The following is a 24,025-nucleotide window of genomic DNA, read 5'->3' on the forward strand; positions in this document are numbered from 1 at the left end:
GCTGTTCTCCTTACACGCCGAGCCGCTGGATCTTGTGGGTGCCGCGCGCGAGCGAGACGTGCTTGGTCTCCATGTAGAAGTCGAACGAATAGTCGCCGCCGTCGCGGCCGATGCCGGACGCCTTCATGCCGCCGAACGGCGTCGGCAGATGGCGGACGTTCTCCGAGTTCAGCCAGATCATGCCGGCCTCCAGCGCGTCGGCGACGCGCAGCGCGCGGCCCATGTCGCCGGTCCAGACATAGCCGGTGAGGCCATACTGCACGTCATTGGCGATCGCGATCGCGTCCGCCTCGTCGCCGAACGGGATCACGGTCAGGAATGGCCCGAACACCTCTTCCTGCGCCACGCGCATGATCTGGCTCGCGCCCGTGACGAGCGTGGGCTCGACGTAGTGGCCGCCGCCCGGACCAGCGACCGGCTTGCCGCCGACGGCAATGATCGCCCCGTCCTGGCGCGCGATGTCGACATAAGAGCAGACCTTGGCGAGGTGCCGCTCATGAATCAGCGGCCCGACCTCGGTCGCGGGATCGAGCGGATGACCGACCTTCAGCGCACGCACGCGCGCCGCGAGCTTGGCCGTGAATGTCTCGGCAATGTTCTGCTGCACCAGCAGGCGGCTCGAGGAGGTGCAGCGCTCGCCGTTGAGCGAATAGATCATGAACACGACGGCGTCGAGCGCGCGATCGAGGTCGGCATCGTCGAACACGATCACCGGGTTCTTGCCGCCAAGCTCGAAATGCACGCGTTTCAGAGTCGGCGCGCCCTGCGCCATGATCGCCGACCCGGTCGTGCTCTCGCCGACGAAGCCGATCGCCTTGATGGCAGGATGTTCGGTCAGCGCCCTGCCGGCCTCCTCGCCGAAGCCATGGACAGTGTTGAGCACGCCATCGGGGATACCGGCGTCCTTGGCGAGTTTTGCCAGCCAGTGCGCCGTGATCGGCGACCATTCGGCCGGCTTGTGCACGACCGTGCAGCCTGCCGCGAGCGCCGGGGCGATCTTCCAGGTCGACAGCATGAACGGCGTGTTCCACGGGGTGATCACGCCGACCGGGCCGATCGGTACCCGCGTGGAGATGTTCCAGTGCTCTTCGCTCGGCGTATTCAGCCCGTCGCGCGCCTCGGTGCATTTGTCGGCGAAAAACCGGAAATTCTCGGCGGCGCGGATCGCCGCCTTGGCCATGAAGCGATAGGCCTGACCGGTGTCGATGCATTCGAGCACGGCGATGTCGTCGGCATGATCCTCGATCGCATCGGCCACGCGGTGCAGCAGCTTGCGCCGCATCGCCGGCGCTATCTCGCGCCAGGATTTGAAAGCGAGCGCAGCGGAGGTCGCCGCGCGGTCGATGTCCTCGGCATTGCCGCGCGCTACTTTGGCCAGCACGGTGTTGTCGATTGGCGACTTCGTCTCGAACGTCGCGCCCGAAATCGCCGGTACCACCTTGCCATCGATGAAGTGGCCGATGCCCTCGTCCTTGAGCTTGGCGAGCAGGGGGGCGGCGCGGTCGAGATTGGCCTTGTAGATGTCGGCTTTGGGTGTGGCCTTATCCATGTGATGCCTCCGCTTTCAGGGCGTCGTGGATGTTGTTGCGTTTCCAGCTGGTCGCTGCGTCGTTGATCTGCATGTCGAAGGACAGCGCGAACTTGCTGCTCGCGAAGATCGGGTCGAGATGCGCTGAGAGCGCTTTGAAGACGTGTTCCCCGGCGCGCTGCCGAGCTGCGAGATCGCGGCCTTCGCCGAGCCGCAGCAGCATCGCGAGGAAGCCATAGTCGGGCTTGCCGTCGGCGATCGCGTAATGCTCACAGCGGATGGCGCGCACGCGGATGCCGCCAATCGGAAAGATGCCGGTTTCGCCGGCGGCCTTGCGAACGATTTCACAGACTTCGGCCATGTCGAGGCGCTCGTCGAGATTGGCCGAGTATTCGATGCTGAAATGCGGCATGCCCTTCTTTCTCGGTCTTTGCTCTCGGTTTTTGTCTCGCGCTGGCGTCAGCCGAAATAGCAGCTTACCGTCCCGTACGGACCGTAGTCGGCTTGAATCGTATCGCCCTTGCGTGCCTCGATCGGCCGGATGAATGAGCCGGCCAGCACGACCTGTCCCGGTTCCAGGGCCAGCCCCTGCGCGGCGATCTTGTTGGCCAGCCAAGCCACCGCCGTCGCGGGATTGTTGAGGACGCCGGCCGCGAGACCAGTTTCTTCGAGCTGTCCGTTCTTATAACAAAGCGCGCCGATCCAGCGCAGGTCGGCGTCGAGCGGTCGCAGCGGCCGGCCGCCGAGCACGATGCCGGCGTTTGCGGCATTGTCGGCGATCGTGTCAAAAATCTTGCGCGTGGCTTTGGTCTCGGGATCGACGCGCTCGATTCGGGTGTCGAGGATCTCCAGCGCAGGCACGACGTAATCGGTCGCATTCAGCACATCGAACAAGGTGCAGTCCGGTCCCGAAAGCCGGTGCTTCATGACGAATGCGAGCTCGGCCTCGATCCGCGTCGCGATGAACCGGTCCGACGGCACGATGCCGCCATCGGCGAAGAACATGTCGTCGAGCAGTACGCCCGAATCCGGCTCGTCGATGTTGAGCGCGCTCTGCATCGCCTTCGATGTCAGGCCGATCTTATGGCCCTTGATGATCCGGCCCGCCGTGACCTTGATGTCGATCCAGGCCCGCTGGATCTCATAGGCGTCCGCGATCGTGATGGCGGGAAACTCCCGTGAGAGCTGTCGGATCTGGCTACGGCTTTTCTCGGCCTGATCGAGGCGCAGGGCGCAGCTGTGGATCTGGTCGTGCGTCAGGGGCATGAGATGATTGCTCGGAAATAACGTGTCAGTACATGATTAACATGTTAAGTTTCGACGAGCAAACCGAAACGATATTTGCTGCGCTGCAAATATTTGTGCGGGCGGGGGAGAGGCATGGGCGAGACCAGAAGCAAGGGCGAAAAGCGGTCGGCGAAGGAGAGCCGCAAGGTGCCGATGCGTGACTTCTCACAATCCTTGCCGATGGCGCTGCTGCGCGCCCGCGAGGCGGTCATGCGTCAGTTCCGTCCAATCCTGCGGCAGCATGGGTTGACGGAGCAGCAATGGCGTATTTTGCGTGCGCTGGCGGCCGTCGATGCCATCGAGGTGACCGAGCTGGCGCGGGTTGCGTTTCTGCTCGGCCCCAGCCTGTCACGCATTCTGCGCGATCTGGAGACGCGCGGTCTCATCCAGCGCGAGGTGAATGCGCGCGATCTGCGGCGGGGCGTCCTCTCCATCTCAGCGAAGGGCCTGAGGCTGATTGCGCTGGTCGCGCCGAGCTCCGAGGCGGTCTACGCGTCCATTTCGGAGCGTTACGGCGCGCGCAAGCTTGCCGCGTTGCACAAAATGCTCGATGAGCTCGAACAGAGCGTCGGACCTGATCTCGAGCCGGATGACCGCCCCGATGAATGACATCGTGCAGAGATCGGCTAATTTCATCCTTGCCCGATGCTCATGCTTGGCAGGCTCTTCAACAGTTTGATAAGAAGCGATGCAGTCGAGCGGAGATGGCGTGCGTCGCAGACATGGCAATCCATGCTAACTCTGGTTTCGCATTTTGATCGAACCCGCGAGTTGTCATGGTCATAATCAAGGTTTCCCGCCTTATTGATTTCGTTGCTGACATTTTCGAACATTCCCACTCCTCGTCCGAGGAGGCCCGCCGAATAGCCACCTACCTCACCACCGCGAACCTGACCGGCCACGACAGTCATGGTGTGATCAGGGTTCCGGTCTATATCCGCTGGCAGAAGATGGGCTTTATCGTGCCCAATCAGTCGGCCGAGATCGTTGTCGACACGCCGTCGATGGTCGTCGTCGACGGCAGGTTCGGCTACGGCCAGACCGTCACGCCCCAGGCGGTGAAGATTGGGATCGATCGGTGCAAAAAGAGCGGACTCGCGGCGCTCGCGCTGCGTAACTCGGGGCATCTCGGCCGTGTCGGCGATTGGGCGGAAATGGCCGCCGCCGAAGGATTGGTTTCAATTCATTTCGTCACTGCTGCGGGCTCTTTGCTAGTCGCGCCTTTCGGGGGGGTCGAGAAACGGTTCTCGACGGCGCCGTATTGTGTGGGTATCCCGCGCCACGGGCAGGATCCCATTGTTCTGGATTTTGCAACCTCCATCGTCGCCGAGGGCAAGGTGCTGGTGGCAAGCCGTGGCGGCAAGAAACTCCCCAAAGGTGCCCTGATCGACGCCGACGGTACGCTCAGCGAGGATCCGTCGGTGCTTTACGGTCCATACGAGCCGGAGGGAACGCGGGATCATACCAAGGGAACAGGTGCCATTCGCGCCTTCGGTGAGCACAAGGGCTCTGGTCTGGCCTTCATCTGCGAGTTGCTCGGAGGTGCCTTGACCGGGACCGGCGCAACCTCGGCGGGGCGGCGCTTTGCCAACGGCATGCTCGCCATCTACATCGACCCCAAAGTGATCGATCCTGCCAGCTTCTTCGACGGCGAGATCGCCCGCTACACGGATTTCATCCGGGCTACCAAACCGGTGTCCGGCGTCGATCAGGTGTTGGTGCCCGGTGATCCCGAGCGCAAGATGCGGGCGGAGCGGACCGCCAACGGCGTGCCCTTGCCCGATGACACCTGGGCAGCGATAGTGAGCACGGCCCGTGAAGTGGGTGTCAGCGAAGCGAGCATTCAGCGAGCCACATCGTGACATCGGCATGATCGCGGGGCGCGCGGAGCGACCCCGAAGCAAAATCGACAGGGTTGGATCTCTTCGCGCCGCGCCTCCGTGAGAACGGGCAAGTTCGAAAAAGACAATTCGATTGAACAACAAGGGAAGGAAACGCAGTCGTGGCGAATAACAAGGTCAAGCAGCTCTGGGCCGAAGGCAAGGCGGTGGTGAATGCCTGGCTCGCGATCCCCTCGGGATTCTCCGCGGAGGTCGTGGCGCAGTGCGGCTTCGACAGCGTCACCGTGGATATGCAGCACGGCGTGCAGGATTATCTGTCGATGGTGCAATGCTTCCAGGCGATGCATGGTCACCCGGTGACGCCGATGGTTCGGGTGCCCTGGAACGAGCCCGGGATCATCGGCAAGGTGCTCGACGGCGGTGCCTATGGCGTGATCTGCCCGATGGTCAATACGCCGCAGGAGGCGCGCAATCTCGTCTCCTACTCGAAATATCCGCCGAAGGGCGTGCGTTCGAACGGCCCGATCCGCTCGGGCATGTATGGCGGCGCCGGCGAGTATCAGAAGACGGCCAATGACGAGATCGTGCTGTTGCCGATGATGGAGACCAAGACGGCGGTCGAGAACATGGAAGCCATTCTCGATGTCGAAGGCATCGACGGTGTCTATATCGGGCCGTCCGATCTCGGCTTTTCCTATGGGCTTGTGCCGAAGCTCGACCGTGACGAGCCGGAGATCCTGAAGATCTATGAGAAGATCGTGAAGGAATGCGGCAAGCGCGGCCTCAACCCCGGCATCCATTGCAGCGGCGCCGAAGGCGCTGTCCGCGCCATCAACATGGGCTTCAAGCTCGTGACCTTGTCGAATGAGGTCGGGCTGATGCAGGTCTATGCTCGCCAGCAGGTCGCCCAGACCCGGAAAGAGTCGGGCGGCAAAGCCTGAGAGCGAATTGCGAATGGGGAGTAGCGAATAGGGATTGATTCAATCCGCTATTCGCTCTCGCTGTTCGCGTATCTGTTACCGGTCGACGTCTCGAAACGAGAGAAACGCCATGGCTCCCGCCCCCGTCATCCGTCTTCATCCCGAGGATAGCGTGCTGATCGCCCGTTCGAGCCTGCCGCCCGGGCTCACGGTGGCCGATGGGGTGGTGACGGTCGACCGGATTCCGGCAGGCCATAAGGTCGCAGTGCGTCCGATTGCCTTGGGTGAGCCGGTCCGCCGCTATGGCCAGATCATCGGCTTCGCGACCGCGCCGATTGCGCCAGGGCAGCATGTTCACACACAGAACTGCGGCATGGGCGATTTCGCCAAGGACTACGCTTATGGCGTCGAGGTCAAGCCGACGCCGAACTTCGACCTTCCCGCAACCTTTGAGGGCATTCGTCGCCCCGATGGTCGCGTTGCGACGCGCAACTATATCGGCATTCTGACGTCCGTGAATTGCAGTGCGCATGTCGCGGGCCTGGTCGCTGATGTCTTCAAGAGGAATCCATTTACGGGAGACAACCCGCTCGCCGACTATCCGAATGTCGACGGCGTCGTGGCGCTGACGCACAAGACCGGCTGCGGCATGACGCTGGACGAGCCGCTGAAGTTGCTACGACGCACCCTCGGCGGCTACGCGCGGCACGCGAACTTCTCAGCCGTGATCGTCCTGGGCCTCGGTTGCGAGGCGAATCAGATCGGCGGACTGATGGAGGAGCAGAAGCTCGCCGGGCGGCTGCGCGCGATGGACATTCAGGAGGTCGGCGGCACCCGCAAGACGGTCGAGGCCGGCATCGCCTTCGTCAAGGAGTCGCTCGCTGATGCCAACAGGGTGAAGCGCGAGACGGTCCCGGCGAGCGAACTGACGGTGGCGCTGCAATGTGGCGGGTCCGACGGCTATTCCGGCATCTCGGCAAATCCGGCGCTGGGTGCTGCCAGTGATCTGCTGGTGCGACATGGTGGCACGGTCATTCTGTCCGAGACGCCCGAGACCTATGGTGCCGAGCACCTGCTGACGCGGCGCGCGGTCAGTCGCGAGGTCGGAGAGAAGCTGGTGTCGCTGATGCGCTGGTGGGAGGAGTATACGGCGCGCGAGGGCGCCGAGATGAACGCCAATCCCAGCCCGGGGAACAAGGCCGGCGGCCTGACGACCATCCTCGAGAAATCACTCGGCGCGATGGCCAAGGCCGGCAGCACCAATCTTGTGGATGTGCTGCATTACGCCGAGGCGGTCACCAAAAAGGGTTTCGTCTTCATGGACACGCCCGGCTATGACCCCGTGGCCGCCACCGGACAAGTTGCGGGTGGTGCGAATCTCGTCTGCTTTACCACCGGGCGTGGCAGCGTGTTCGGCTGCAAGCCTGCGCCGTCCATCAAGCTCGCCACCAACACGCCGATGTACAAGCGGATGGAAGACGACATGGACGTCAACTGCGGCACCATTCTCGATGGCGAGGAGACGGTGCAGGAGTGCGGCCAGCGCATCTTCGAGTTGATGCTGAAGACCGCCTCCGGGCAACCGACCAAGAGCGAGAGCTTCGATTTCGGCGGGGCCGAGTTCGCGCCCTGGGTTCTTGGCGCTACGATGTAGCTCGGACTGGAACTTTTCAGCTGCTGAGATTGATTTGCAACTGATGAGCGCCGTCGTTGCGTGGCCGCTGTCGCGCGCGACAGCGGCGCTGAACCGTTTACCGCTGGTGGCCGAGGCCGATGCCGAGTGCCAGCGCCTTCTGCCGGAGCGAGCCTTCGGTCCGCTTCATCATCTTGGCGATCTTGGCCACCGGGGTCTTGGACTTCGAGTGCTGCTTCAGCAGCTTGATGTCGGCCGGGGTATAGGGTTTCCGCGCCAGTTTCTTGGTAGCTGCCTTCTTAGCTGTCTTGGCCAATTGATTCTCCTTTTGATAATTGGGGGTCCTAAATAGCATGTGTAGTCGAGCTATCAAGCGATTGCGGCGAGTGCAACGCTATTAGTTCTTGTTAGTTCACCGGTCGGGGTTAACCCGAACTGTAATGATCCGGTCAATCTTCCGTGAGGAAGTCGCGGGGCTGGGTTGTGGACAACTCTGCGGAGAGACGCGCATCGCGAACCTTGTTCCGGACTCGTTCTCATGAAAGCGGGTCGGCCTAGCTGGTCCCGAGCAGCGAAAAACGACCTGATTAGGCAGTTGCACGACCAAACTGGGGCGAATAGGCCTGCTTTCGGGCTCGATACGGTCCTTTAAGCCCAGGATAGTTCATAGGCAGCTCTGCCCGTTGTTAGTGCTTGATCCCTGAGCATGGCAATGTTCTGCTCAAAAATGTTGCTGGAGCTGTGAACCCCCCGTGTCGATCTACGTCGCATTACATCACGTCACCCACTACAAATATGATCGTCCGGTCGAGTTGGGCCCCCAGACGATACGTCTCCGCCCCGCACCACATACCAGGACGCCGGTGCTGAGCTATTCGCTCAAGGTCACGCCCTCCAACCATTTCGTGAACTGGCAACAGGACCCGCAGGGCAATTGGCTGGCGCGCTATGTCTTCCCTGAGAAGGTCAACGAACTCAAGATCGAGGTCGATTTCACGGCGCAGATGACCGTGATCAACCCGTTCGATTTCTTTGTTGAGCCTTACGCCGACAGCTTTCCCTTTGTCTATCCCGAGAGTCTGAAGGCCGAGCTCGCACCTTATCTGGAGACGATCGAGCCGGGACCGCTGTTCACCGAGTACTTGAAATCCATTCCGCGGGAGGCTGACAATACCGTAAGTTACCTCGTTGCTCTCAATGCTGAGTTGCAAAGTAGGATTCGTTATATAATCAGGATGGAACCGGGCGTTCAAACGCCGGAGGAAACCTTGGCGTCCGCAGCAGGGTCGTGCCGCGACTCCGCATGGTTGCTGATTCAGACGTTGCGGCATCTTGGCCTCGCAGCTCGGTTTGTTTCTGGATATTTGATCCAGCTGCGTCCTGATATCGATCCGATCGAAGGGCCGCGCGAAGTTGAGAACGATTTCACTGACCTGCACGCTTGGGCCGAAGTCTATCTGCCGGGCGCCGGATGGATCGGCTTCGATGTCACCTCGGGGATGCTCGCGGGCGAGGGACATATCCCCGTCGCTGCTACGCCGCACTACCGTTCGGCAGCGCCGATCAGCGGCAGTGCCGGCATTGCCGAGGTCGACTTCAACTTCGAAATGAACGTCAGGCGTATTCGCGAAGCGCCACGCATCACTCGACCGTTCTCGGACGAGGCCTGGACCAAGCTCGACCAGCTCGGTGAGGCCGTCGATGCCGATCTGGCCGCCCATGACGTGCGACTGACGATGGGCGGCGAGCCAACTTTCGTGTCGATCGACGACATGGAGTCGGCTGAGTGGAATACCGCCGCCGTCGGACCGACCAAGCGCGGACTGGCCGACAGCCTGATCCGGCGTCTGCGCTCCCGCTTCGCGCCCGGCGGTCTGCTGCATTACGGCCAGGGCAAGTGGTATCCGGGCGAAAGCCTGCCGCGCTGGGCGTTCGGACTTTATTGGCGCAAGGACGGCCAGCCGATCTGGCGCAATCCGGACCTGATTGCCCATGTCGATGGCCCGCGCGTGGCGACGATCGCGGATGCGCAGCGCTTTCTTGATACGACGGCGGAGGCGCTCGGGCTCGAGGCGGACTACGTGTTGCCGGCGTTCGAGGATCCCGCGCATTGGCTGCAGAAGGAAGCCGCATTGCCCGAGAATGTCGACGCGCTCGATTCCAAGCTCGCCGATCCCGAGGAGCGCGCGCGCATGGCCCGGGTGTTCGACGAGGGACTTCATATTCCGCGCGGCTTCGTGCTCCCGATCCAGCGCTGGAACGCGCAGCCCAGGCGCTGGTACAGCGAACGCTGGGGTCTGCGGCGCAAGCGGTTGTTCCTGATTCCCGGCGACTCGCCGCTCGGCCTGCGGCTGCCGATCAATTCGCTGCTCTACATCCCGCCGGAGGATTTCCCTTATATTCACGAGCAGGACCCGATGGAGCCGCGAGGGCCACTGCCGGTCTACACGCAGGGGCGCCCGGTCGTCGTGCCGCAGGTGCCGCCGCTGCCGAAGCTCAATCGGCCGACGCAGCAGCAGGACGTCCAATATCAGTATTGGAGTGGGCTCGGCGTCCGCACCGCGATGTCGGTGGAAATCCGCGACGGCATTCTCTGCGTGTTCATGCCGCCGGTGGAGACAATCGAGGATTACCTCGAATTGATCGCCACGGTCGAAGCGACGGCTGAGGCGATGCAGATCAAGGTTCATGTGGAAGGCTATGCGCCGCCGTTCGATCCGCGGATCGATGTGATCAAGGTGACGCCCGATCCTGGGGTGATCGAGGTGAATATCCAGCCGGCGCAGAACTGGCGGCAGGCGGTCGACATCACCTTCGGCCTCTATGAGGACGCCGCCAAGGTGCGGCTCGGCGCCAACCGCTTCCTGATCGATGGCCGTCACACCGGCACCGGCGGCGGCAATCATGTCGTGGTCGGCGGCAACTCGCCGCCGGACTCGCCCTTCTTGCGCCGCCCCGATCTGCTGAAGAGTCTGGTGCTCTATTGGCAGCGGCATCCGTCGCTGTCTTATTTGTTCTCCGGCATGTTCATCGGCCCGACCAGCCAGGCGCCACGCATCGACGAGGCCCGGCACGACAGCCTTTATGAGCTGGAGATCGCGCTCGCCAATGTGCCGCCCGCGGGCCAGAGCGTACCGCTTTGGCTGGTCGACCGCCTGTTCAGGCATCTGCTGGTCGACATCACCGGCAACACCCATCGCAGCGAGATCTGCATCGACAAGCTCTATTCGCCGGAAGGGCCGACGGGACGTCTCGGACTGGTCGAGTTCCGCGCGCTGGAAATGCCGCCCGATCCGCGCATGTCGCTGGCGCAGCAGCTGTTGATCCGGGCGCTGATCGCCAAATTGTGGCGCGAGCCGCAGCAGGGCAATTTCGTGCGGTGGGGCACCGCGCTCCACGACCGTTTCATGTTGCCTCACTTCATCTGGGACGACTTTATTGATGTGCTGGATGAGCTCAGGTCCTGCGGTTACGATTTCTCGCCCGAATGGTATCAGGCGCAGCTCGAGTTCCGTTTTCCGACCTTCGGTCGCGTGCAGCATGGCGGCGTGACCTTGGAACTGCGGCAGGCGCTGGAGCCCTGGCATGTGCTGGGCGAGGAGGGCATGGCGGGCGGCACGGTGCGCTACGTCGACTCCTCTGTCGAACGATTGCAAGTGAGGGCCGAGGGCTTCATCGAAGGCCGGCATCTCATCACCTGCAATGGTAGGAGAATGCCGATGACCTCGACGGGGCGTTCGGCCGAGGCGGTTGCAGCGGTTCGCTTCAAGGCCTGGCAGCCGGCCTCCGGCTTGCATCCGACCATCCCGGTGCACGCGCCGCTCACCTTCGACCTGATCGACACCTGGAATGGCCGGTCGCTCGGCGGCTGTGTCTACCACGTCGCCCATCCTGGCGGCCGCAACTATGACACCAAGCCGATCAACTCCTACGAGGCCGAGGCACGCCGGCTCGCGCGCTTCCAGGATCACGGCCACACCCCCGGACGAATCGCGTTGCCGCCGGAAGAACGCACAAATGAATTCCCGATGACGCTCGACTTGCGCAGGCCGCTCCTGCATTGATGGAACGGATTTTGTGCGGAGGATCAGGAAATGGACGGCCCGAGCGGCAAGGACCAGGGAGCGCGACCCGCCGGTCAGCCCGGGACCGCCCGCCGGGTCCTGCGCCGGGCCACGCAATGGGCGAGCGACTATGCAAGGCTGCCCGGAATTCCGGATGAGTTCATCGGTGCCGACGGTCAGCCCCGCCCGGTCTGGAACCGCTTTGCCGACACTTTCGCAGCGCTCGCGCCGACGGATATCGACCGTCGCTTCGCCTCGGCCGACCGCCATTTGCGCGAGGCCGGCGTCACCTACCGCTCGCCGAGCGACAACGCCGAACGATCCTGGCCGCTGAGCCACCTGCCGCTGCTGATCGACGAGGCCGAGTGGGCGCAGCTCTCGCAAGGCATCGTCCAGCGCGCCGAACTGCTCGAACGTGTGCTGCAGGACATCTATGGCGAAGGGCGCCTGATCGCGAGCGGCGCGCTGCCCGCCGCGGCCGTCGCCGGCTCCAGCGAATATCTGCGTCCGGTCTGCGGCATCAAGCCGCCGGGGGGCCGCTTCCTCAGCATCTATGCCGCCGATATCGGGCGCGGCCCTGACGGACGCTGGTGGGTGCTGAGTGATCGCACGCAGGCGCCATCCGGGATGGGCTATGCGTTGGAGAACCGGCTGGTGCTGTCGCGCGCCTTCTCCTCGATCTACAAGTCGATGAATGTCGAGCGGCTGGCGCCGTTCTTCGAGGCGTTTCGCGACGCGCTGCGAGCCAGCGCCGATCGCGACGAGCCGCGCATCGGCCTGCTGACGCCGGGCACCTTCAGCGAGACCTATTTCGAGCACGCCACGCTCGCGCGTTATCTCGGCTTCCTGCTGGTGGAGGGCGACGATCTCGCCGTGAGCGGCGACCGCGTCCATATCCGCACCGTCGCCGGCCTCAAGCGTGTCGACGTGCTGCTGCGCAGGCTGGACTCCAACTCGATCGATCCGCTGGAGCTCGATGCCGCCTCGCGGCTCGGCGTCGCCGGCCTGATGGACGTCGTGCGCAAAGGCGGCGTCGTGGTCGCGAACATGCCCGGCTCCGGCGTGCTCGAGGCCCGCGCATTGCTCGGCTTCCTGCCGAGCCTCTCGCGACGTGTGCTGGGCGAGGATCTGAAGATCCCGCACATCGCGACCTGGTGGTGTGGCCAGAAGTCGGCGCGCGACGAGGTGCTGTCGCGGCTGGACGAGTTTGCGATCGAAGGCGCCTATGGCCGCGCGGTGCCTGGCTTTGCCAATGCCGGCCCGGTGCTCGCCAGCGAACTGCCCGCGGCCGAACGTGAGCGGCTGCGCAACGCCATTGCCCAGCGCGGGATGGAATATGTCGGCCAGGAGGTGGTGCGGCTGTCGACCACGCCGGTGTGGCAGGACGGACGGCTGAAGCCGCGGCCCTTCGTGCTGCGCGTGTTCGCGGCGGCCACCTCGGAAGGATGGACGGTGATGCCCGGCGGGTTCTGCCGCATCGCCGACGAGCCGGACGCCCGTGCGGTGTCGATGGGCGACGGCGTGCGGGCGGCGGATGTCTGGGTTCTCGCGGACAAGGCCGTGGCAGCGCGCAGCCTGCTGCCGGGCTCGGACAATGTCCGGATCCGCCGCATCGCCGGCGTGCTGCCGAGCCGCGCCGCCGACAATCTGTTCTGGCTCGGCCGCTATCTGGAACGCGCCGAAGCGACTTTGCGGCTGATCCGGGTGCTCGCGGCTCAGCATCGTGATCCCGGCAAGGGTTCGCCCGCCCAGCTCAACACCGCCGAGCGCATTCAGCGCCTGCTGCTGGCCTGGGGCGCGATCGAGCAGACGTCGCGCGCGCGCGGATCGCAGGTCTCCGCGGAGGCGCTGCAGGCGGAGGCGCAGTTCGGCTCGGCGCTGTCCCTGCTGAGATCGGCGCAGCGCACGGCGACGTCGTTGCGCGAGCGTCTGTCGCCGGATGCCTGGCAGGTGATCACCGAGATGCCAGGCAGGTTGGCGCAGGACGCCGAGGACGAAGATGCCATCGTCAGCCTCGCCGAACTCACGCTCGAGAAGCTCGCGACCTTCGCCGGCCTCGCCCAGGAGAACATGAACCGCGCCGCGGGCTGGCGCTTCCTCGATATGGGCCGCCGCGCCGAGCGCGCCATCAACACCGTGCGTTTCGCGCGGCAATTCGGCTATGACGAGGCGACGCCCGAGGATCTCGATGTCCTGCTCACCTTGGTCGACTGCCAGATCACCTATCGCTCGCGCTATTTGATCGGCCCGTCGCTGGCGCCGATCCGCGATCTCGTCGTGCTCGATCCCTATAATCCGCGCTCGGTCGCATTTCAGATCGAGGTGCTGAACGAGCACATCGCGAGCCTGCCGGCGCTGAAGGAGAATGGGCTGATCGAGCGGCCGCAGCGGCTTGCGGTGTCGCTGCAGGCCCGGCTCACCACCGCCGAGGCGGCCCATCTCGACGGCCGCGGCCTGTTTGCGCTGGAGCAGGATCTGCTCAACCTGGCGGAGGCGATCGGCCAGCATTACTTCCCGCACGGTCCGAACGCGACCCGGCCGGAAAAGCTGACGGGCCTCGCGTGATCTACGACATCCGGCATGTCACCACCTATGAATATGAGAGCAACGTCAGCTTTGCGCGCTGCTCGCTGCGGCTGGAGCCGCTCAGTGGCGGCGGCCAGGAGCTGATCTCCCACAGCGTCGACATCCGGCCGCGGCCCTCGGAGCGGACGGCACGGCGCGACTTCTTCGGCACCTTGACCGAGAGCATCGTCATCGACACCCAGCACCGCCATCTGCGCATCGATGCGCGCTCGCGGGTCAAGCTGTCGCGCACACCGCCGGAGCGCGATGCGCCGAGCTCGGCCTGGGAGCGCGTGCGCGATGCCGCCTTCGAGGCCACCAGCCTCGGGCCGTCGTCGCCGATCGGCTATGTCTTCGCCAGCGCGCTGGTGCCGGTGCTCGCTCCGGTGGCCGACTATGCCGCCGGCAGCTTTCCAGCGGGCACAGGCATCGTCGTCGGAGCCGCGGACCTCATGCGGCGCATCCACAAGGAGTTCCGCTACGATCCCAAGGCCACCGTGATTTCGACCCCGTTGCGCGAGGTATTCGACAACCGCCACGGCGTCTGTCAGGACTTCGCCCATGTCATGATCGCGGGCCTGCGGGGTCTCGGATTGCCGGCGGCCTATGTCAGCGGCTATCTGCGCACCATCCCGCCGGAAGGCGAGCCGCGGCTGCAGGGCGCCGACGCGACGCATGCCTGGGTGTCCGTGTGGTGCGGCGAAGCGCTCGGCTGGGTGGGATTCGATCCGACCAATGATCTCCTGGTCGGCAATGATCACATCATGCTCGGCATGGGCCGCGACTTCTCCGATGTCTCGCCGGTCGACGGCATCATCGTCGGGTCGCCCAAGCAGAAGCTCGGCGTTGCCGTCGACGTTGTGCTGGTCGAGTAGGGCGGTTCCCGTGTCGGGAACAGCCGGAACATTTTCGTCGCACCGCGCTTGATCCGCCCGAGGGGCCCGACTGGGGGCTTGCTGTCCCATTCGAGCAAGGGAGTGATCGACATGAAGCGTGTTGCAATCGTCATCGGCCTGCTTGGCGCCTGTGTGGCCGGCGCCGCCTCGGCCCAGCCGAGTGCGAACCTCACCGGCACCTATCGCTGCATCCAGATGTGCCGCGACGGCTTGATCGGTGCGCCGGCCTTCGTGACCCAGAACGGCGATGCGGTGAATCTCACCACCGAGACCGGCGAGTCCTACCGCGCGTGGCCGGACTGGTCGGCACCGGACAGCCGGCTCTGGATCGACGCGCGCGACGAGGGCGCGGTGTATTCGCCTGACGGCATGCGCATTCAGTTCGACGACGGCCGCGTCTGGCAACGCGATCTGCCGCCGCCGCTGATCGTGCGCCGCGCGCCGGTCGTGTACGGCCGGTAGCCGTCCGCCGCTCATCGTCCGCGCGGCGGACCATCCAGTCATCACCGACAGCGGTGGTCGATCGACAGGCCGCGGCGTCTTGGATGGCCCCGCTTGCGCCGGACATGACGGTGAGTGGCTAGGCATGATGATGGACGTGTGAGTTCGTTCTCGCGACACGACATGTCCGAGCTGTGCTGATGAGTTCGACCCTCCGATCGCGAGAGGGTGCAGGGAATGCCGGGCGATGGCCTCACCCATGGCCCGCCTGCGTGAAAAAATGCAGGCGGCAGGTACCACAGGTGCCGCCGGATCGACCCGGCATTCCCTGCGCGATGGCGTTACGGCTTATACGTGGTCTCCCTGGCGCGCCGGGCTTTCTGGCCGCCATCCCCGGCGCGATCGTATGGCGCCAGGTTGATACCAGCATCGGGGTATCAGGACATCACGACTTCACCTTGCGCATCATGCTGTTCGTCGGCGCGATTGATCACGCTGCAGCACGATGTGCCCACCGCTCCCCAGGCTCCACGTTCGTGACGATCGCGATCCGCCCCTCTCACGAGCCCGGGATGCGCGGAAACATCCACCCGATTTGCCCGACAGCGCAAGCGGCAAATGTGCGACGAACTGGCACGACGGGCAGTTTGGGCATGAGACAGATGCGTCAGCTATGACTTGTCGCGCGGACATCGCCGAGCAGAGTTCAACATCGCCCCATCTGCAGGCAATGCTCTCGGCCTTCCATGTCGGTGCGGAACGATTCGATGAAGCCGCCTTGCCGTTGGGTGACGAACACGGTCTTGCCGTCGCTGCCGCCGAAGGCGAGGTTGGTCGGCTCCTTGGCCTTGAGCGTGATCTCGCGAACAATGCGGCCGTCCGGCGTCAGAACGGCGATGCTGCCCTTGAGAATGCGGGCGACGAGCAGACGGCCGCTGGTGTCGGTGCGCAGGCCGTCGATGGTGTTGGCTTCGAAGGTTTTGATCAGCTTCGGCCGCGTCAGCGCGTCGCCGTCGATCGCGTAGGACCAGATCTCGCCGCTGTTGGATTCGCCAACATAGAGCGTGCGGCCGTCGGGGCTGAGATCGATGCCGTTGGTGGTGCCCATGGCGCGTGGCGCCGTCATCGCCGCGCCCTGCATCGCGCCGTCCGGGCCCTTCGCGATCCGCCAGATGCGGCCGCTGCGCGCCTTCCAGCTCGGGTCGCTCGCATAGATCGTGCCGTCGCGCGCCAAGGTGATGTCATTGGGCTGGCTCATCTCGTCGGCGTGGAAAACGATGCGGGGCTCCGTCCTGCCGGGGGCGATGGCGAAGATGTTGTGCTTCTTGTAGTCGGCGATGAACATCGTGCCGACCGCGTCGATCCGGATCGCATTGCCGATGCTGCCCTCCGGCAGCGCGGTGAACGGCTCCGAGGCCGTCGCTTCGGGCGCCAGCCGGCCGATCGTGCCGGTCTTGCCGAGATTGACGACGAACAGATTGCCGTCGCGGTCGACGGCCGGTCCCTCGATGCCGAACGTGTATTCGCCCGCAGGGGTGAGCTGCGCACTTTCGAACAGCTTTGGCGCGGCGAGGGCAGGGACGGCGACGAGGGCGAGCATGACCAATGTCGCCACATGCGCGATGCGTCGGGGGGAAGACGAGGCCTGGCTGAGATCGCCGCGTCCGGCATCGCGGGCACCGGTGGCGGCGGCCGGTCCGCGCGCGCCGCTCTCGGCGACAGCCTTGCCCAGCCCACCCCTCATGGCGGTGACATCAGAGCGGCACCAGAAACTGCTGTGGGATGTAATAGCCATTCTCGTCCGTGCAGGTGCCGTTCAGATGCGGATCGGCCGGCCGGAAGAAACGACTGAAGCCGGGCTTATTGACGGCAAACCGCTCCGTCACCACCACAACCTTGCCGAACGGAATATCACCGCATTCGCGGCCGTCGGCTGCGTAGAACTTGCGATGCGGCGGGCCGCCGGCTTTGACGCGCATGCGGCTGCCTGGAACCATGCGCGCCACGAACGCGTCGGCGATATCGAGCAGCCTTGCGTAGCCTGGTTCCGTCTTGATCAGGTTGCCGCCCGGCGGCATCTGCCGTTCGGCTCCCAATCCCCGCAAGCGTTGCCGCAGCCGGCCCTCTTCTGGATCGCCGGGATAGATCCAGCCGTCCTGGGCCAGCATGAAGCGCAGCACCGCGCGGTCCTTGTCCTGATCGGATTGTCCGGCCTTGAGGCCGAAATCCGAATGGCATCCGAGGCAATGTTGCTCGATGAGGGTCTTGCGCAAGGTCGTGAGGCGCGCGCGGTTCGCGGCATCGTTCTCGACATAGGCGGCAAGCCGCGCGATCAGCGCATCGCTTCGCGTGTCGCAGGGCAGTGGATCTGGCGCTGTTCCGCTCGCGCGATCGATGCGGATCACGGTCTGGTTCTTGTCCTCGACCAGCCAGATGGCGCCGTCATCCGACACGGTCATGCCCACCGGCGCGCCCTGCGGCCGGATGCCGTTGACGCGATGCCAGCCGGCAATGAGCTCGTCATAGGCTGCGGCCGGCACCTCTCCCGTCGCGGTCTGGAAGGCGCGCGTCGGCTCGGCGGCGCAGCTTACATGATAGCGCACCGGCGACGTGCTCAGCCTGGGGAAGCCGTGCTCGTCGACCTCATAGGCGAGCAGGCGGCTGCCGGTCGGCCGATAGCCGTGCAGGCCGACCAGCAGCCTGCCTTTCAGCTCCGCGAATCGGTCGGCGTTGTAATAGAGCATGCCGAGCGGTGCGCCGTGGGGCGGCAGCAGTGACAAGGGGGGCTTGTAGCGCGCCGCCGAGGTGCAGAAGTCCTTGTAGCTGCCCGCCTGCAGCACGCGCTTGAACTCCGGGCTCGCCGTGGTCAGATCGTAGCAATAGGGCCAGCCATAATGACGGCCTTGCTCGATGGCGTTGATCTCCTCGTTGGGCGTGAAGATGTCCTGCAGGTCGCGCGCATTCTCGCCCTGCAGGAAGGCGGTGCCGGGCTCCGGGAAGCGCGGATGCAGCGCCAGCGCCAACGAGTTGCGCAGCCCGCGCGCAAACACCTCGTGCGGCGGGCTGGGGTCGCCGGGCTTCAGCGCCGGAAAGACGCCGCCCGCGGGCGGTGTGAACAGCCAGATGGACGCCAGAGACGACGCGCCTTCGCCCGCCGCGCAGGGGCGCAGGATCGGAGCGGGTGACAGGCAATTGTCGCTGTGTGCACCGATATTGACGAACAGCCGGCCGTTGCGGTCGAAGGCGAAGGCCTTCAAAGGATGGGCGCTCTCGTCGATGCGGGTCCCGTCCGGCAGCGTGAGGCGGCGTCCGGGCAGGTCACGAATGATGGTTTCGATGGTCGCCGCCGGATTGGCGGCGAGCGGATCGAAGCGGAAGATCGCGGTGTCGGTCGCGGCGTAGATCTTGCCGTCGGGACCTGCGGCGACCCCGAACGGGTAGGACAGCCGTGTGATCGCCTCCCGGATGCGGCGGCCGGCAGGAGCCGCGGGATCGAGGATCAGCAGCCGCCCGTCGTCATGGCCCCAGCCGCCCATATCGGCAATCACGAACAGCGGCTGGCCGGGGATCTGCACGATGCCGCGGGGAAATTTCAGCCCGTCCTCGCGGCTGGCGACGAGGCCGGCGCAGAAGCCGGGCTTCATGTCGATCTGCAGCCGCGGAAAGCCGACAGCGCCGTCGCCGCAGCTGGTACTCCCCAGCGCATAACCGCTGCGGCTCGTTGTGGTCTCGGTGTGACCGGTCCCGGCGCCGATCAGCAATGCGGTCGCGACAGCTGCAAGGATGCGCCACGGCGTCATCGGTCTGCTCAATGCGTCAGATGGTATTGCAGGATATAGGCGGCAGCGCCGGCAAAATAGCCGAGCAGGGCGATGGCGCTGATGCGGCGCACGTACCAGAAGAAATGGATGCTCTCCAATCCCATCGCCGCGACGCCGGCCGCCGAGCCGATGATCAGGATCGAGCCGCCGGTGCCGGCGCAATAGGCGACGAACTCCCACAGGAAGCTGTCCGGCGGGTGCTGATCGAGGGCGTACATGCCCATCGAGGCCGCGACCAGCGGCACGTTGTCGATGACGGCGCTGGCAAGGCCAAGCACGATCACGATCAGGTCGAGCCGGCCGACGGTGCGGTCGAGCCATTGCGCGAGCGCCTGCAGGATGTGGGTGTGCTCGAGGGCTGCGACCGCGAGCAGGATGCCGATGAAGAACACGATCGAGGGCATGTCGATCCGCGTTAGCGCATGCACCAGCGTCAGCCGCTGCTTCTGCTCGGAGCCCTTCTCGCGATGGATGATCTCGCCGACCATCCAGAGCAGGCCCAGTCCGAACAGGATGCCCATGAACGGCGGCAGGCCGGTGACGGCCTTGAATGCCGGCACCAGCACCAAAGCACCGAGGCCGAGCATGAACATCAGGTTGCGCTCGAATGGCAGGATCGGACTGATCGAGGCGAGTCCTGCGGCCGCCGGCGCCGCGAGTTGCTTGCCGCGCAAACCCAGGCTCACGGCGGCGAGCGGGACCAGCAGGTTCAGGAGCGACGGGATGAACACCGATTTCATGATCGCAAGCGGCGTGATCTGACCGCCGATCCACAGCATGGTCGTGGTGACGTCGCCGATCGCCGACCAGGCACCGCCGGCATTGGCGGCGATGACGATGATCGCGGCGAACACCAGGCGATCCTCGTCGCGGCCGGACAGCTTCTTCATCAGCGACACCATCACGATCGCGGTCGTGAGATTGTCGAGCATGGCGCTGAGGAAGAAGGTGACGAAGCCGACCAGCCAGACCAGCGCGACCTGGCTCCTGGTCCGGATCAGCGAGGTCACGACCTCGAAGCCGTTATGGGCATCGATCACCTCGACGATCGTCATCGCGCCGATCAGGAAAAAGATGATCTGCGCCGTCGCGGCCACGGATTCGTTGAGCTCGCCTGCGACTTGCGCCGCGGCATGGCCCGATAGCGCGTAGACCGTCCACATCAGCCCGGCGCCGACCAAGGCGGTGGCCGCCTTGTTGATCCGCAATGGATGCTCCAGCGCCACGACCGCATAGGCGAGGGCGAAGACGGCGACGATGGCCGTGGTCATTGCGGGAGGTATCCGGTCATGGATCTCGGAAGGGCGGGTGGGACCGTCCGACATATGACCGATCGCCGCCCGGCCAGCAAGCCGGCCGGGGCGTGGGGCTACACCAGCGCGGCGGTGATCGTATCGGCGTGGGCGCGGATGGCGCGGATCTCCGTTGCGCTGCGGCGGTCGAGATTGACGTATTGGTTGCGCATGCGGCCGTTATTGGCGAAGCGGCGGCGGTGCTTGGCGAGGAAGCTCCAATACAGCGTCGTGAACGGGCAGGCGCGGTCGCCGGTCGCCTGTTTGGGATCGTAGCGGCAGTTGCGGCAATGATCGCTCATGCGATCGATATAGTGGCCGGACGCGGCATAGGGCTTGGTACCGACCACGCCGCCGTCGCCATGCTGGCTCATGCCGAGCGTGTTGGGCAGCGACACCCAGTCGACGGCGTCGTGGAACATCGACATGTGCCACAGATGCACGTCGTAGGGCCGGACGCCGAGCAGCATCGCGAACAGGCCGAGCACCATCAGCCGCTCGATGTGATGCGCATAGGCGTGATCGATGGTGTGGCCGATCGCCTGAGCCAGGCAGCGCATGTCGGTCTCGCCGGTCCAATAGAAGCGGGGCATCGGCAGATCGGCGTCGAGCGCGTTCTCCTCGGCATAATCAGGCATGCGCTGCCAATAGACGCCGCGCACGAATTCGCGCCAGCCGATGATCTGGCGGACGAAGCCTTCCAGGGCATTCAGCGGCGCGTTGCGGTTGGCGAGCGCGGCCTCGACCACCTCGCGCGGATCGAGCATGTGCAGGTTCAGCGCCCCCGACAGCCGCGAGTGATACAGGAACGGCTCGTCGGACAGCATCGCGTCCTGATAGGTGCCGAACAGGGAGAGGCGCCAGGCGACGAAATCCGACAGCTCTGTCAGCGCGTCCACCCGCGAGACCGGCAGGTCGAAGCGGTCGAGCCTGCCCGGGCTGTTCGAAAAACGCGCCGCGACGAGCTTGAGCACGTCGCGCGTGATGGCGTCGGGCGCGTAGGATCTGGCCAGCGGAATCGGCGGGCGGCTCTTGCCGAATCCCTTGCGGTTCTCGGCATCGAAATTCCAGCTGCCGCCGACGGGGCGGCCGCCCTCGTCGAGCAACAGGCCGGTCTTGCGCCGCATCGCGCGGTAGAACGTCTCCATGATCGGCCGGGGATGCCGCTCGGTGAATGCGTCGAACTCGTCCGCCGTGCACAGGAAGTGGCGGTCGGCGCGCAGCTCGACGCGTTGCGGCAGCTGGCGGAGCTTCTCGCGCACCCGAAACTCGCCGGGCTCCAGCACGATCGTCGCCTGTGGCTGCAGCGCCGCCTGGTGGCGGGCGATCTCGCTGTCGAACGCGCCGGTATTGGCCGGATCGTCCAGCCGCATATAGTGGACCGTGCGGCCGCGGGCCTCAAGCTCGGCGCGGAAGTGCCGCATCGCCGCGAAGAAATAGGCGATTCGCATCTTGTGCTGCGGGACATAGGTCGCCTCCTCGGCGACCTCCATCTGCAGCACGACGTCCTGTGCCGGGTCGAAGCCGTCGAACGCAGCCGAATCGGCGTCGAGCTGGTCGCCCAGCACGACGACGAGATGTCTCACGGCAGCTGTCTTGGTCATCGTATCCCGTCAGGCGGCTGCGGCCGTCACGTCATGGGCGTGCCCGAGGCAGTCCTTGCGCAGCATGATCAGGCTGCGATGCAGCCAGGTCTTGATGGTGCCGACCGGCACACCAAACCGTTGCGACAGCCGCGTCCGGCTTTCGCCCTCGAGATAAGCGAGCGCGAGCAGTTGGCGGCGTTCCTCAGGCAGACGTTCAAGCGCCTCGCGCGCGATCGGTTCCGCCAGCGCATAATCGAACTCGTCATCCGGAGCCGTGGCCGCCGGATCCGGGATCGCCAAGGCCTCGTCCAGCTCCGAGGTCGGCAGACCCGTCGCCCGCAGGGCGTCGATCGCGGTGTTGCGCATGATCGTGCACATCCAGGTGATGGGTGAGGCGCGGGCCGGATCGAAGCTCGCCGCGTGCCGCCAGATCTTCAGATAGCCGTCCTGCAGGATGTCGTCGACATCCGCCGCCGACGGGACCACCGCGCGCACGGTCTTGCGCATCTTCACGACGGTCGCGGTGTGGAGCTCAGCGAAGGCTTGCGCGTCACCGCGTCCGGCACGGGCCAGCAGACTGCTCAGATGCGCGACGTAGCTCTTTTGCGCGCCCGCTGATTGCATCATTGTCCTCCTTGCGCTTCCTATGCGGAAACGGGTGGGGACCGGATGCGGATCACTCGCCGCGCGTGCGGGCTTGGCTGCGAACAGCTGATCGACCACGCGATCCAGGCCATTGAGGCTCTGGATTGCTTTGACGGATTTTAGAGGCGGAGGACGGTTCGTTCCGCTCGCAAGCGCGAGCGGCGGATCAGAGACGAACGAACGGGCTGATCAGTCGGCCGAGCAGGCCGTGCATGCGAAGGTCGCCGGTCATGGCGACGAGGCACAGGCAAGGGCCTTCATCGCCGACCACCGGACGATGGTCGACCTCGTCGTCGCCATAGTCGAAGTCACCGGGACCGTAGTAGCCGCCGAGATGGCTGAAGCTGCCCTTCAGGACGCAGGTCAGCTCACTGCCCGAATGGGTATGCTCCAGCATGCGCGCGCCGGGTTCCGAACGGAGCAGGAAGGCGCGCGACTTGCCGGTGCCGGAGAGCATGATCGGACGCATGCTGATGCCGGGCGCCACGCGCCGCCGCTTGCCGATCTTGCAGCGCTTGACCATCTCGGGCAGGTCGGCGAGCTCGGGATCGTGCTCGGCGGCCTCGCTGACACGCGGCGCGGCTTGCGGGCGGCGGTCGATCCGGGCCATCACGGCGTCGAATGCATCGGCGGCCACCGCGACCGGCTCGGCCGCCTCGATCGAGGCGCCGGCCAGCCGCTCGATCGCACGCACGAAGCGCCGGCAGCGTGGGCAGTCGGCGACATGGACGCCGACCACCAGCTGCTCGGCCTCGTCGAGCGCACCAGTGGCATAGTCGGCCAGCAGGTCTTCCGGCGGGTGATGGCTGATCGTCATGTCGCGTCGTCCAACAGGTCTCTCAGGCGGTTCATCGCCAGTCTGATTCGTGATTTTACAGTTCCGAGCGGCAGTCCAAGCACGGCCGCGATTTCCGAATGCGGTCGTTCCTCGATGAACGACAGCCGGATCACGGTGGATTGCTCCACCGACAATCTTTCGATCGCCGCCTCGACGCGTGTGGCATCTTCGACACGCGACAGGATCTGGTCGGCGGCGAGCGTCGGATCAGCCTCGTCGTCGAGCACGATTTCCTTGCTCAGCCGGCCCTCGCGGATGGCCTTGCGGGCCACATCGATCCGCTGATTGCGCGCAATCGTGAAGATCCAGGCGGCAGCGCCTGCGGTCGACGGATCGAACTGCCCGGCCTTGGTCCAAACCGCGACCATGGTGGATTGGGCAATCTCCTCGGCCTCGTCGGCATTGCAGCCGGACTTGATGAGGAAGCCTTTGATGCGCGGCGCAAAGTGCTCGAACAGGGCCTTGAACGCCTCACGGTCGCCGCGTTCGGCGACGCGTCCGATCAATTCCGCCCAATCCACGGTTACCTTCGGCCCACTGCTCGCGTTGATCCGGATCGGGGCACCTGCGCGCACGACCCTGCGGCGCGACGATGCCACGTTCGAACGTGCGAATCCAGCAGCTCTCAGTCGTGCGCTCATGATCCCCGACACACATGCCCAATGCAG

The 24,025-nt window shown here is 65.0% G+C and carries 19 protein-coding genes; 8 read left to right on the forward strand and 11 right to left on the reverse strand.

Annotated elements, in window-relative coordinates:
* Window positions 1–10 precede the first annotated feature (10 nt).
* The 3 genes from hpaE to hpaH are packed head-to-tail and all read right to left on the reverse strand — an operon-like array spanning window position 11 to window position 2,794.
* Window positions 11–1,549 (reverse strand): 5-carboxymethyl-2-hydroxymuconate semialdehyde dehydrogenase, encoded by a 1,539-nt coding sequence (gene hpaE, locus HL671_RS12460; protein WP_172236558.1) that lies wholly within the window; start codon window positions 1,547–1,549, stop codon window positions 11–13.
* Window positions 1,542–1,940, reverse strand: coding sequence for a 5-carboxymethyl-2-hydroxymuconate Delta-isomerase (locus HL671_RS12465; RefSeq protein ID WP_012043088.1), 399 nt, complete (start codon window positions 1,938–1,940; stop codon window positions 1,542–1,544). Before HL671_RS12465 ends, hpaE begins: the two co-directional genes overlap by 8 nt.
* Before the next feature lie 47 nt (window positions 1,941–1,987).
* Complete coding sequence (hpaH, locus tag HL671_RS12470; protein WP_012043089.1) at window positions 1,988–2,794, reverse strand: 2-oxo-hept-4-ene-1,7-dioate hydratase; 807 nt, start codon at window positions 2,792–2,794, stop codon at window positions 1,988–1,990.
* A 114-nt stretch (window positions 2,795–2,908) separates the two neighbouring features.
* On the opposite strand from hpaH, the gene hpaR reads away from it, so the two are divergent.
* From hpaR to HL671_RS12490, 4 genes are all read left to right on the forward strand, one after another.
* A complete protein-coding gene (gene hpaR, locus HL671_RS12475; protein ID WP_012043090.1) occupies window positions 2,909–3,424 on the forward strand; it encodes a homoprotocatechuate degradation operon regulator HpaR in 516 nt (171 codons plus the stop codon).
* 167 nt (window positions 3,425–3,591) lie between these two features.
* Window positions 3,592–4,677, forward strand: a complete 1,086-nt coding sequence (locus HL671_RS12480; protein WP_012043091.1) for a malate/lactate/ureidoglycolate dehydrogenase — start codon at window positions 3,592–3,594, stop codon at window positions 4,675–4,677.
* A 140-nt stretch (window positions 4,678–4,817) separates the two neighbouring features.
* The gene (locus HL671_RS12485; RefSeq protein WP_008964011.1) at window positions 4,818–5,597 is read left to right on the forward strand and encodes an HpcH/HpaI aldolase family protein; all 780 of its coding nucleotides are present in this window, start codon (window positions 4,818–4,820) and stop codon (window positions 5,595–5,597) included.
* 109 nt (window positions 5,598–5,706) lie between these two features.
* A complete protein-coding gene (locus HL671_RS12490; protein ID WP_012043092.1) occupies window positions 5,707–7,230 on the forward strand; it encodes a UxaA family hydrolase in 1,524 nt (507 codons plus the stop codon).
* Window positions 7,231–7,327: 97 nt separating this feature from the next.
* Here the strand turns inward: HL671_RS12490 and HL671_RS12495 are convergent, their stop codons facing one another.
* Window positions 7,328–7,525: a hypothetical protein gene (locus tag HL671_RS12495; protein WP_012043093.1), complete on the reverse strand. Its 198-nt coding sequence runs from the start codon at window positions 7,523–7,525 to the stop codon at window positions 7,328–7,330.
* A 436-nt stretch (window positions 7,526–7,961) separates the two neighbouring features.
* Here HL671_RS12495 and HL671_RS12500 point away from each other — a divergent pair, with 436 nt between their 5' ends.
* The 4 genes from HL671_RS12500 (at window position 7,962) to HL671_RS12515 (ending at window position 15,196) form a co-directional block, all read left to right on the forward strand.
* Window positions 7,962–11,273 (forward strand): transglutaminase family protein, encoded by a 3,312-nt coding sequence (locus tag HL671_RS12500; RefSeq protein WP_172236559.1) that lies wholly within the window; start codon window positions 7,962–7,964, stop codon window positions 11,271–11,273.
* A 30-nt stretch (window positions 11,274–11,303) separates the two neighbouring features.
* Window positions 11,304–13,838 (forward strand): circularly permuted type 2 ATP-grasp protein, encoded by a 2,535-nt coding sequence (locus HL671_RS12505; RefSeq protein WP_012043095.1) that lies wholly within the window; start codon window positions 11,304–11,306, stop codon window positions 13,836–13,838.
* Window positions 13,835–14,713: a transglutaminase family protein gene (locus tag HL671_RS12510; RefSeq protein ID WP_172236560.1), complete on the forward strand. Its 879-nt coding sequence runs from the start codon at window positions 13,835–13,837 to the stop codon at window positions 14,711–14,713. Before HL671_RS12505 ends, HL671_RS12510 begins: the two co-directional genes overlap by 4 nt.
* A gap of 102 nt (window positions 14,714–14,815) precedes the next feature.
* Window positions 14,816–15,196: a hypothetical protein gene (locus HL671_RS12515; RefSeq protein ID WP_012043097.1), complete on the forward strand. Its 381-nt coding sequence runs from the start codon at window positions 14,816–14,818 to the stop codon at window positions 15,194–15,196.
* Window positions 15,197–15,881: 685 nt separating this feature from the next.
* Here HL671_RS12515 and HL671_RS12520 read toward each other — a convergent pair.
* The 7 genes from HL671_RS12520 to HL671_RS12550 form a co-directional block, all read right to left on the reverse strand.
* Entirely contained in the window at window positions 15,882–16,775 is an 894-nt protein-coding gene (locus HL671_RS12520; protein ID WP_012043098.1) for an SMP-30/gluconolactonase/LRE family protein, read from the reverse strand.
* A 154-nt stretch (window positions 16,776–16,929) separates the two neighbouring features.
* Window positions 16,930–18,975, reverse strand: coding sequence for a PQQ-dependent sugar dehydrogenase (locus tag HL671_RS12525; protein ID WP_172236561.1), 2,046 nt, complete (start codon window positions 18,973–18,975; stop codon window positions 16,930–16,932).
* 8 nt (window positions 18,976–18,983) lie between these two features.
* Window positions 18,984–20,267: a sodium:proton antiporter NhaD gene (gene nhaD, locus HL671_RS12530; protein ID WP_012043100.1), complete on the reverse strand. Its 1,284-nt coding sequence runs from the start codon at window positions 20,265–20,267 to the stop codon at window positions 18,984–18,986.
* A 98-nt stretch (window positions 20,268–20,365) separates the two neighbouring features.
* A complete protein-coding gene (locus HL671_RS12535) occupies window positions 20,366–21,892 on the reverse strand; it encodes a cryptochrome/photolyase family protein (RefSeq protein ID WP_172236562.1) in 1,527 nt (508 codons plus the stop codon).
* 9 nt (window positions 21,893–21,901) lie between these two features.
* Window positions 21,902–22,498, reverse strand: a complete 597-nt coding sequence (locus HL671_RS12540) for an RNA polymerase sigma factor (protein ID WP_172236563.1) — start codon at window positions 22,496–22,498, stop codon at window positions 21,902–21,904.
* A gap of 187 nt (window positions 22,499–22,685) precedes the next feature.
* Window positions 22,686–23,336: a ChrR family anti-sigma-E factor gene (locus HL671_RS12545; RefSeq protein ID WP_012043103.1), complete on the reverse strand. Its 651-nt coding sequence runs from the start codon at window positions 23,334–23,336 to the stop codon at window positions 22,686–22,688.
* The gene (locus HL671_RS12550) at window positions 23,333–23,878 is read right to left on the reverse strand and encodes a sigma-70 family RNA polymerase sigma factor (RefSeq protein WP_012043104.1); all 546 of its coding nucleotides are present in this window, start codon (window positions 23,876–23,878) and stop codon (window positions 23,333–23,335) included. The genes HL671_RS12545 and HL671_RS12550 overlap by 4 nt, the downstream gene beginning before the upstream one ends.
* Between the last annotated feature and the right edge of the window lie 147 nt (window positions 23,879–24,025).

Origin of the sequence: Bradyrhizobium denitrificans (genome assembly GCF_013179005.1) — a bacterium.
In the GTDB taxonomy this organism is placed as follows: Bacteria; Pseudomonadota; Alphaproteobacteria; order Rhizobiales; family Xanthobacteraceae; genus Bradyrhizobium; species Bradyrhizobium denitrificans.

What these genes read in the sequence shown, in the direction of transcription:
- HL671_RS12520 (WP_012043098.1), bottom strand. Translation starts at nt 16,775, where the DNA reads ATGCTCGCCCTCGTCGCCGTCCCTGCCCTCGCCGCGCCAAAGCTGTTC.
- hpaE (WP_172236558.1), bottom strand. Translation starts at nt 1,549, where the DNA reads ATGGATAAGGCCACACCCAAAGCCGACATCTACAAGGCCAATCTCGAC.
- HL671_RS12480 (WP_012043091.1), top strand. Translation starts at nt 3,592, where the DNA reads ATGGTCATAATCAAGGTTTCCCGCCTTATTGATTTCGTTGCTGACATT.
- hpaH (WP_012043089.1), bottom strand. Translation starts at nt 2,794, where the DNA reads ATGCCCCTGACGCACGACCAGATCCACAGCTGCGCCCTGCGCCTCGAT.
- hpaR (WP_012043090.1), top strand. Translation starts at nt 2,909, where the DNA reads ATGGGCGAGACCAGAAGCAAGGGCGAAAAGCGGTCGGCGAAGGAGAGC.
- nhaD (WP_012043100.1), bottom strand. Translation starts at nt 20,267, where the DNA reads ATGACCACGGCCATCGTCGCCGTCTTCGCCCTCGCCTATGCGGTCGTG.
- HL671_RS12465 (WP_012043088.1), bottom strand. Translation starts at nt 1,940, where the DNA reads ATGCCGCATTTCAGCATCGAATACTCGGCCAATCTCGACGAGCGCCTC.
- HL671_RS12490 (WP_012043092.1), top strand. Translation starts at nt 5,707, where the DNA reads ATGGCTCCCGCCCCCGTCATCCGTCTTCATCCCGAGGATAGCGTGCTG.
- HL671_RS12540 (WP_172236563.1), bottom strand. Translation starts at nt 22,498, where the DNA reads ATGCAATCAGCGGGCGCGCAAAAGAGCTACGTCGCGCATCTGAGCAGT.
- HL671_RS12505 (WP_012043095.1), top strand. Translation starts at nt 11,304, where the DNA reads ATGGACGGCCCGAGCGGCAAGGACCAGGGAGCGCGACCCGCCGGTCAG.
- HL671_RS12545 (WP_012043103.1), bottom strand. Translation starts at nt 23,336, where the DNA reads ATGACGATCAGCCATCACCCGCCGGAAGACCTGCTGGCCGACTATGCC.
- HL671_RS12525 (WP_172236561.1), bottom strand. Translation starts at nt 18,975, where the DNA reads ATGACGCCGTGGCGCATCCTTGCAGCTGTCGCGACCGCATTGCTGATC.
- HL671_RS12535 (WP_172236562.1), bottom strand. Translation starts at nt 21,892, where the DNA reads ATGACCAAGACAGCTGCCGTGAGACATCTCGTCGTCGTGCTGGGCGAC.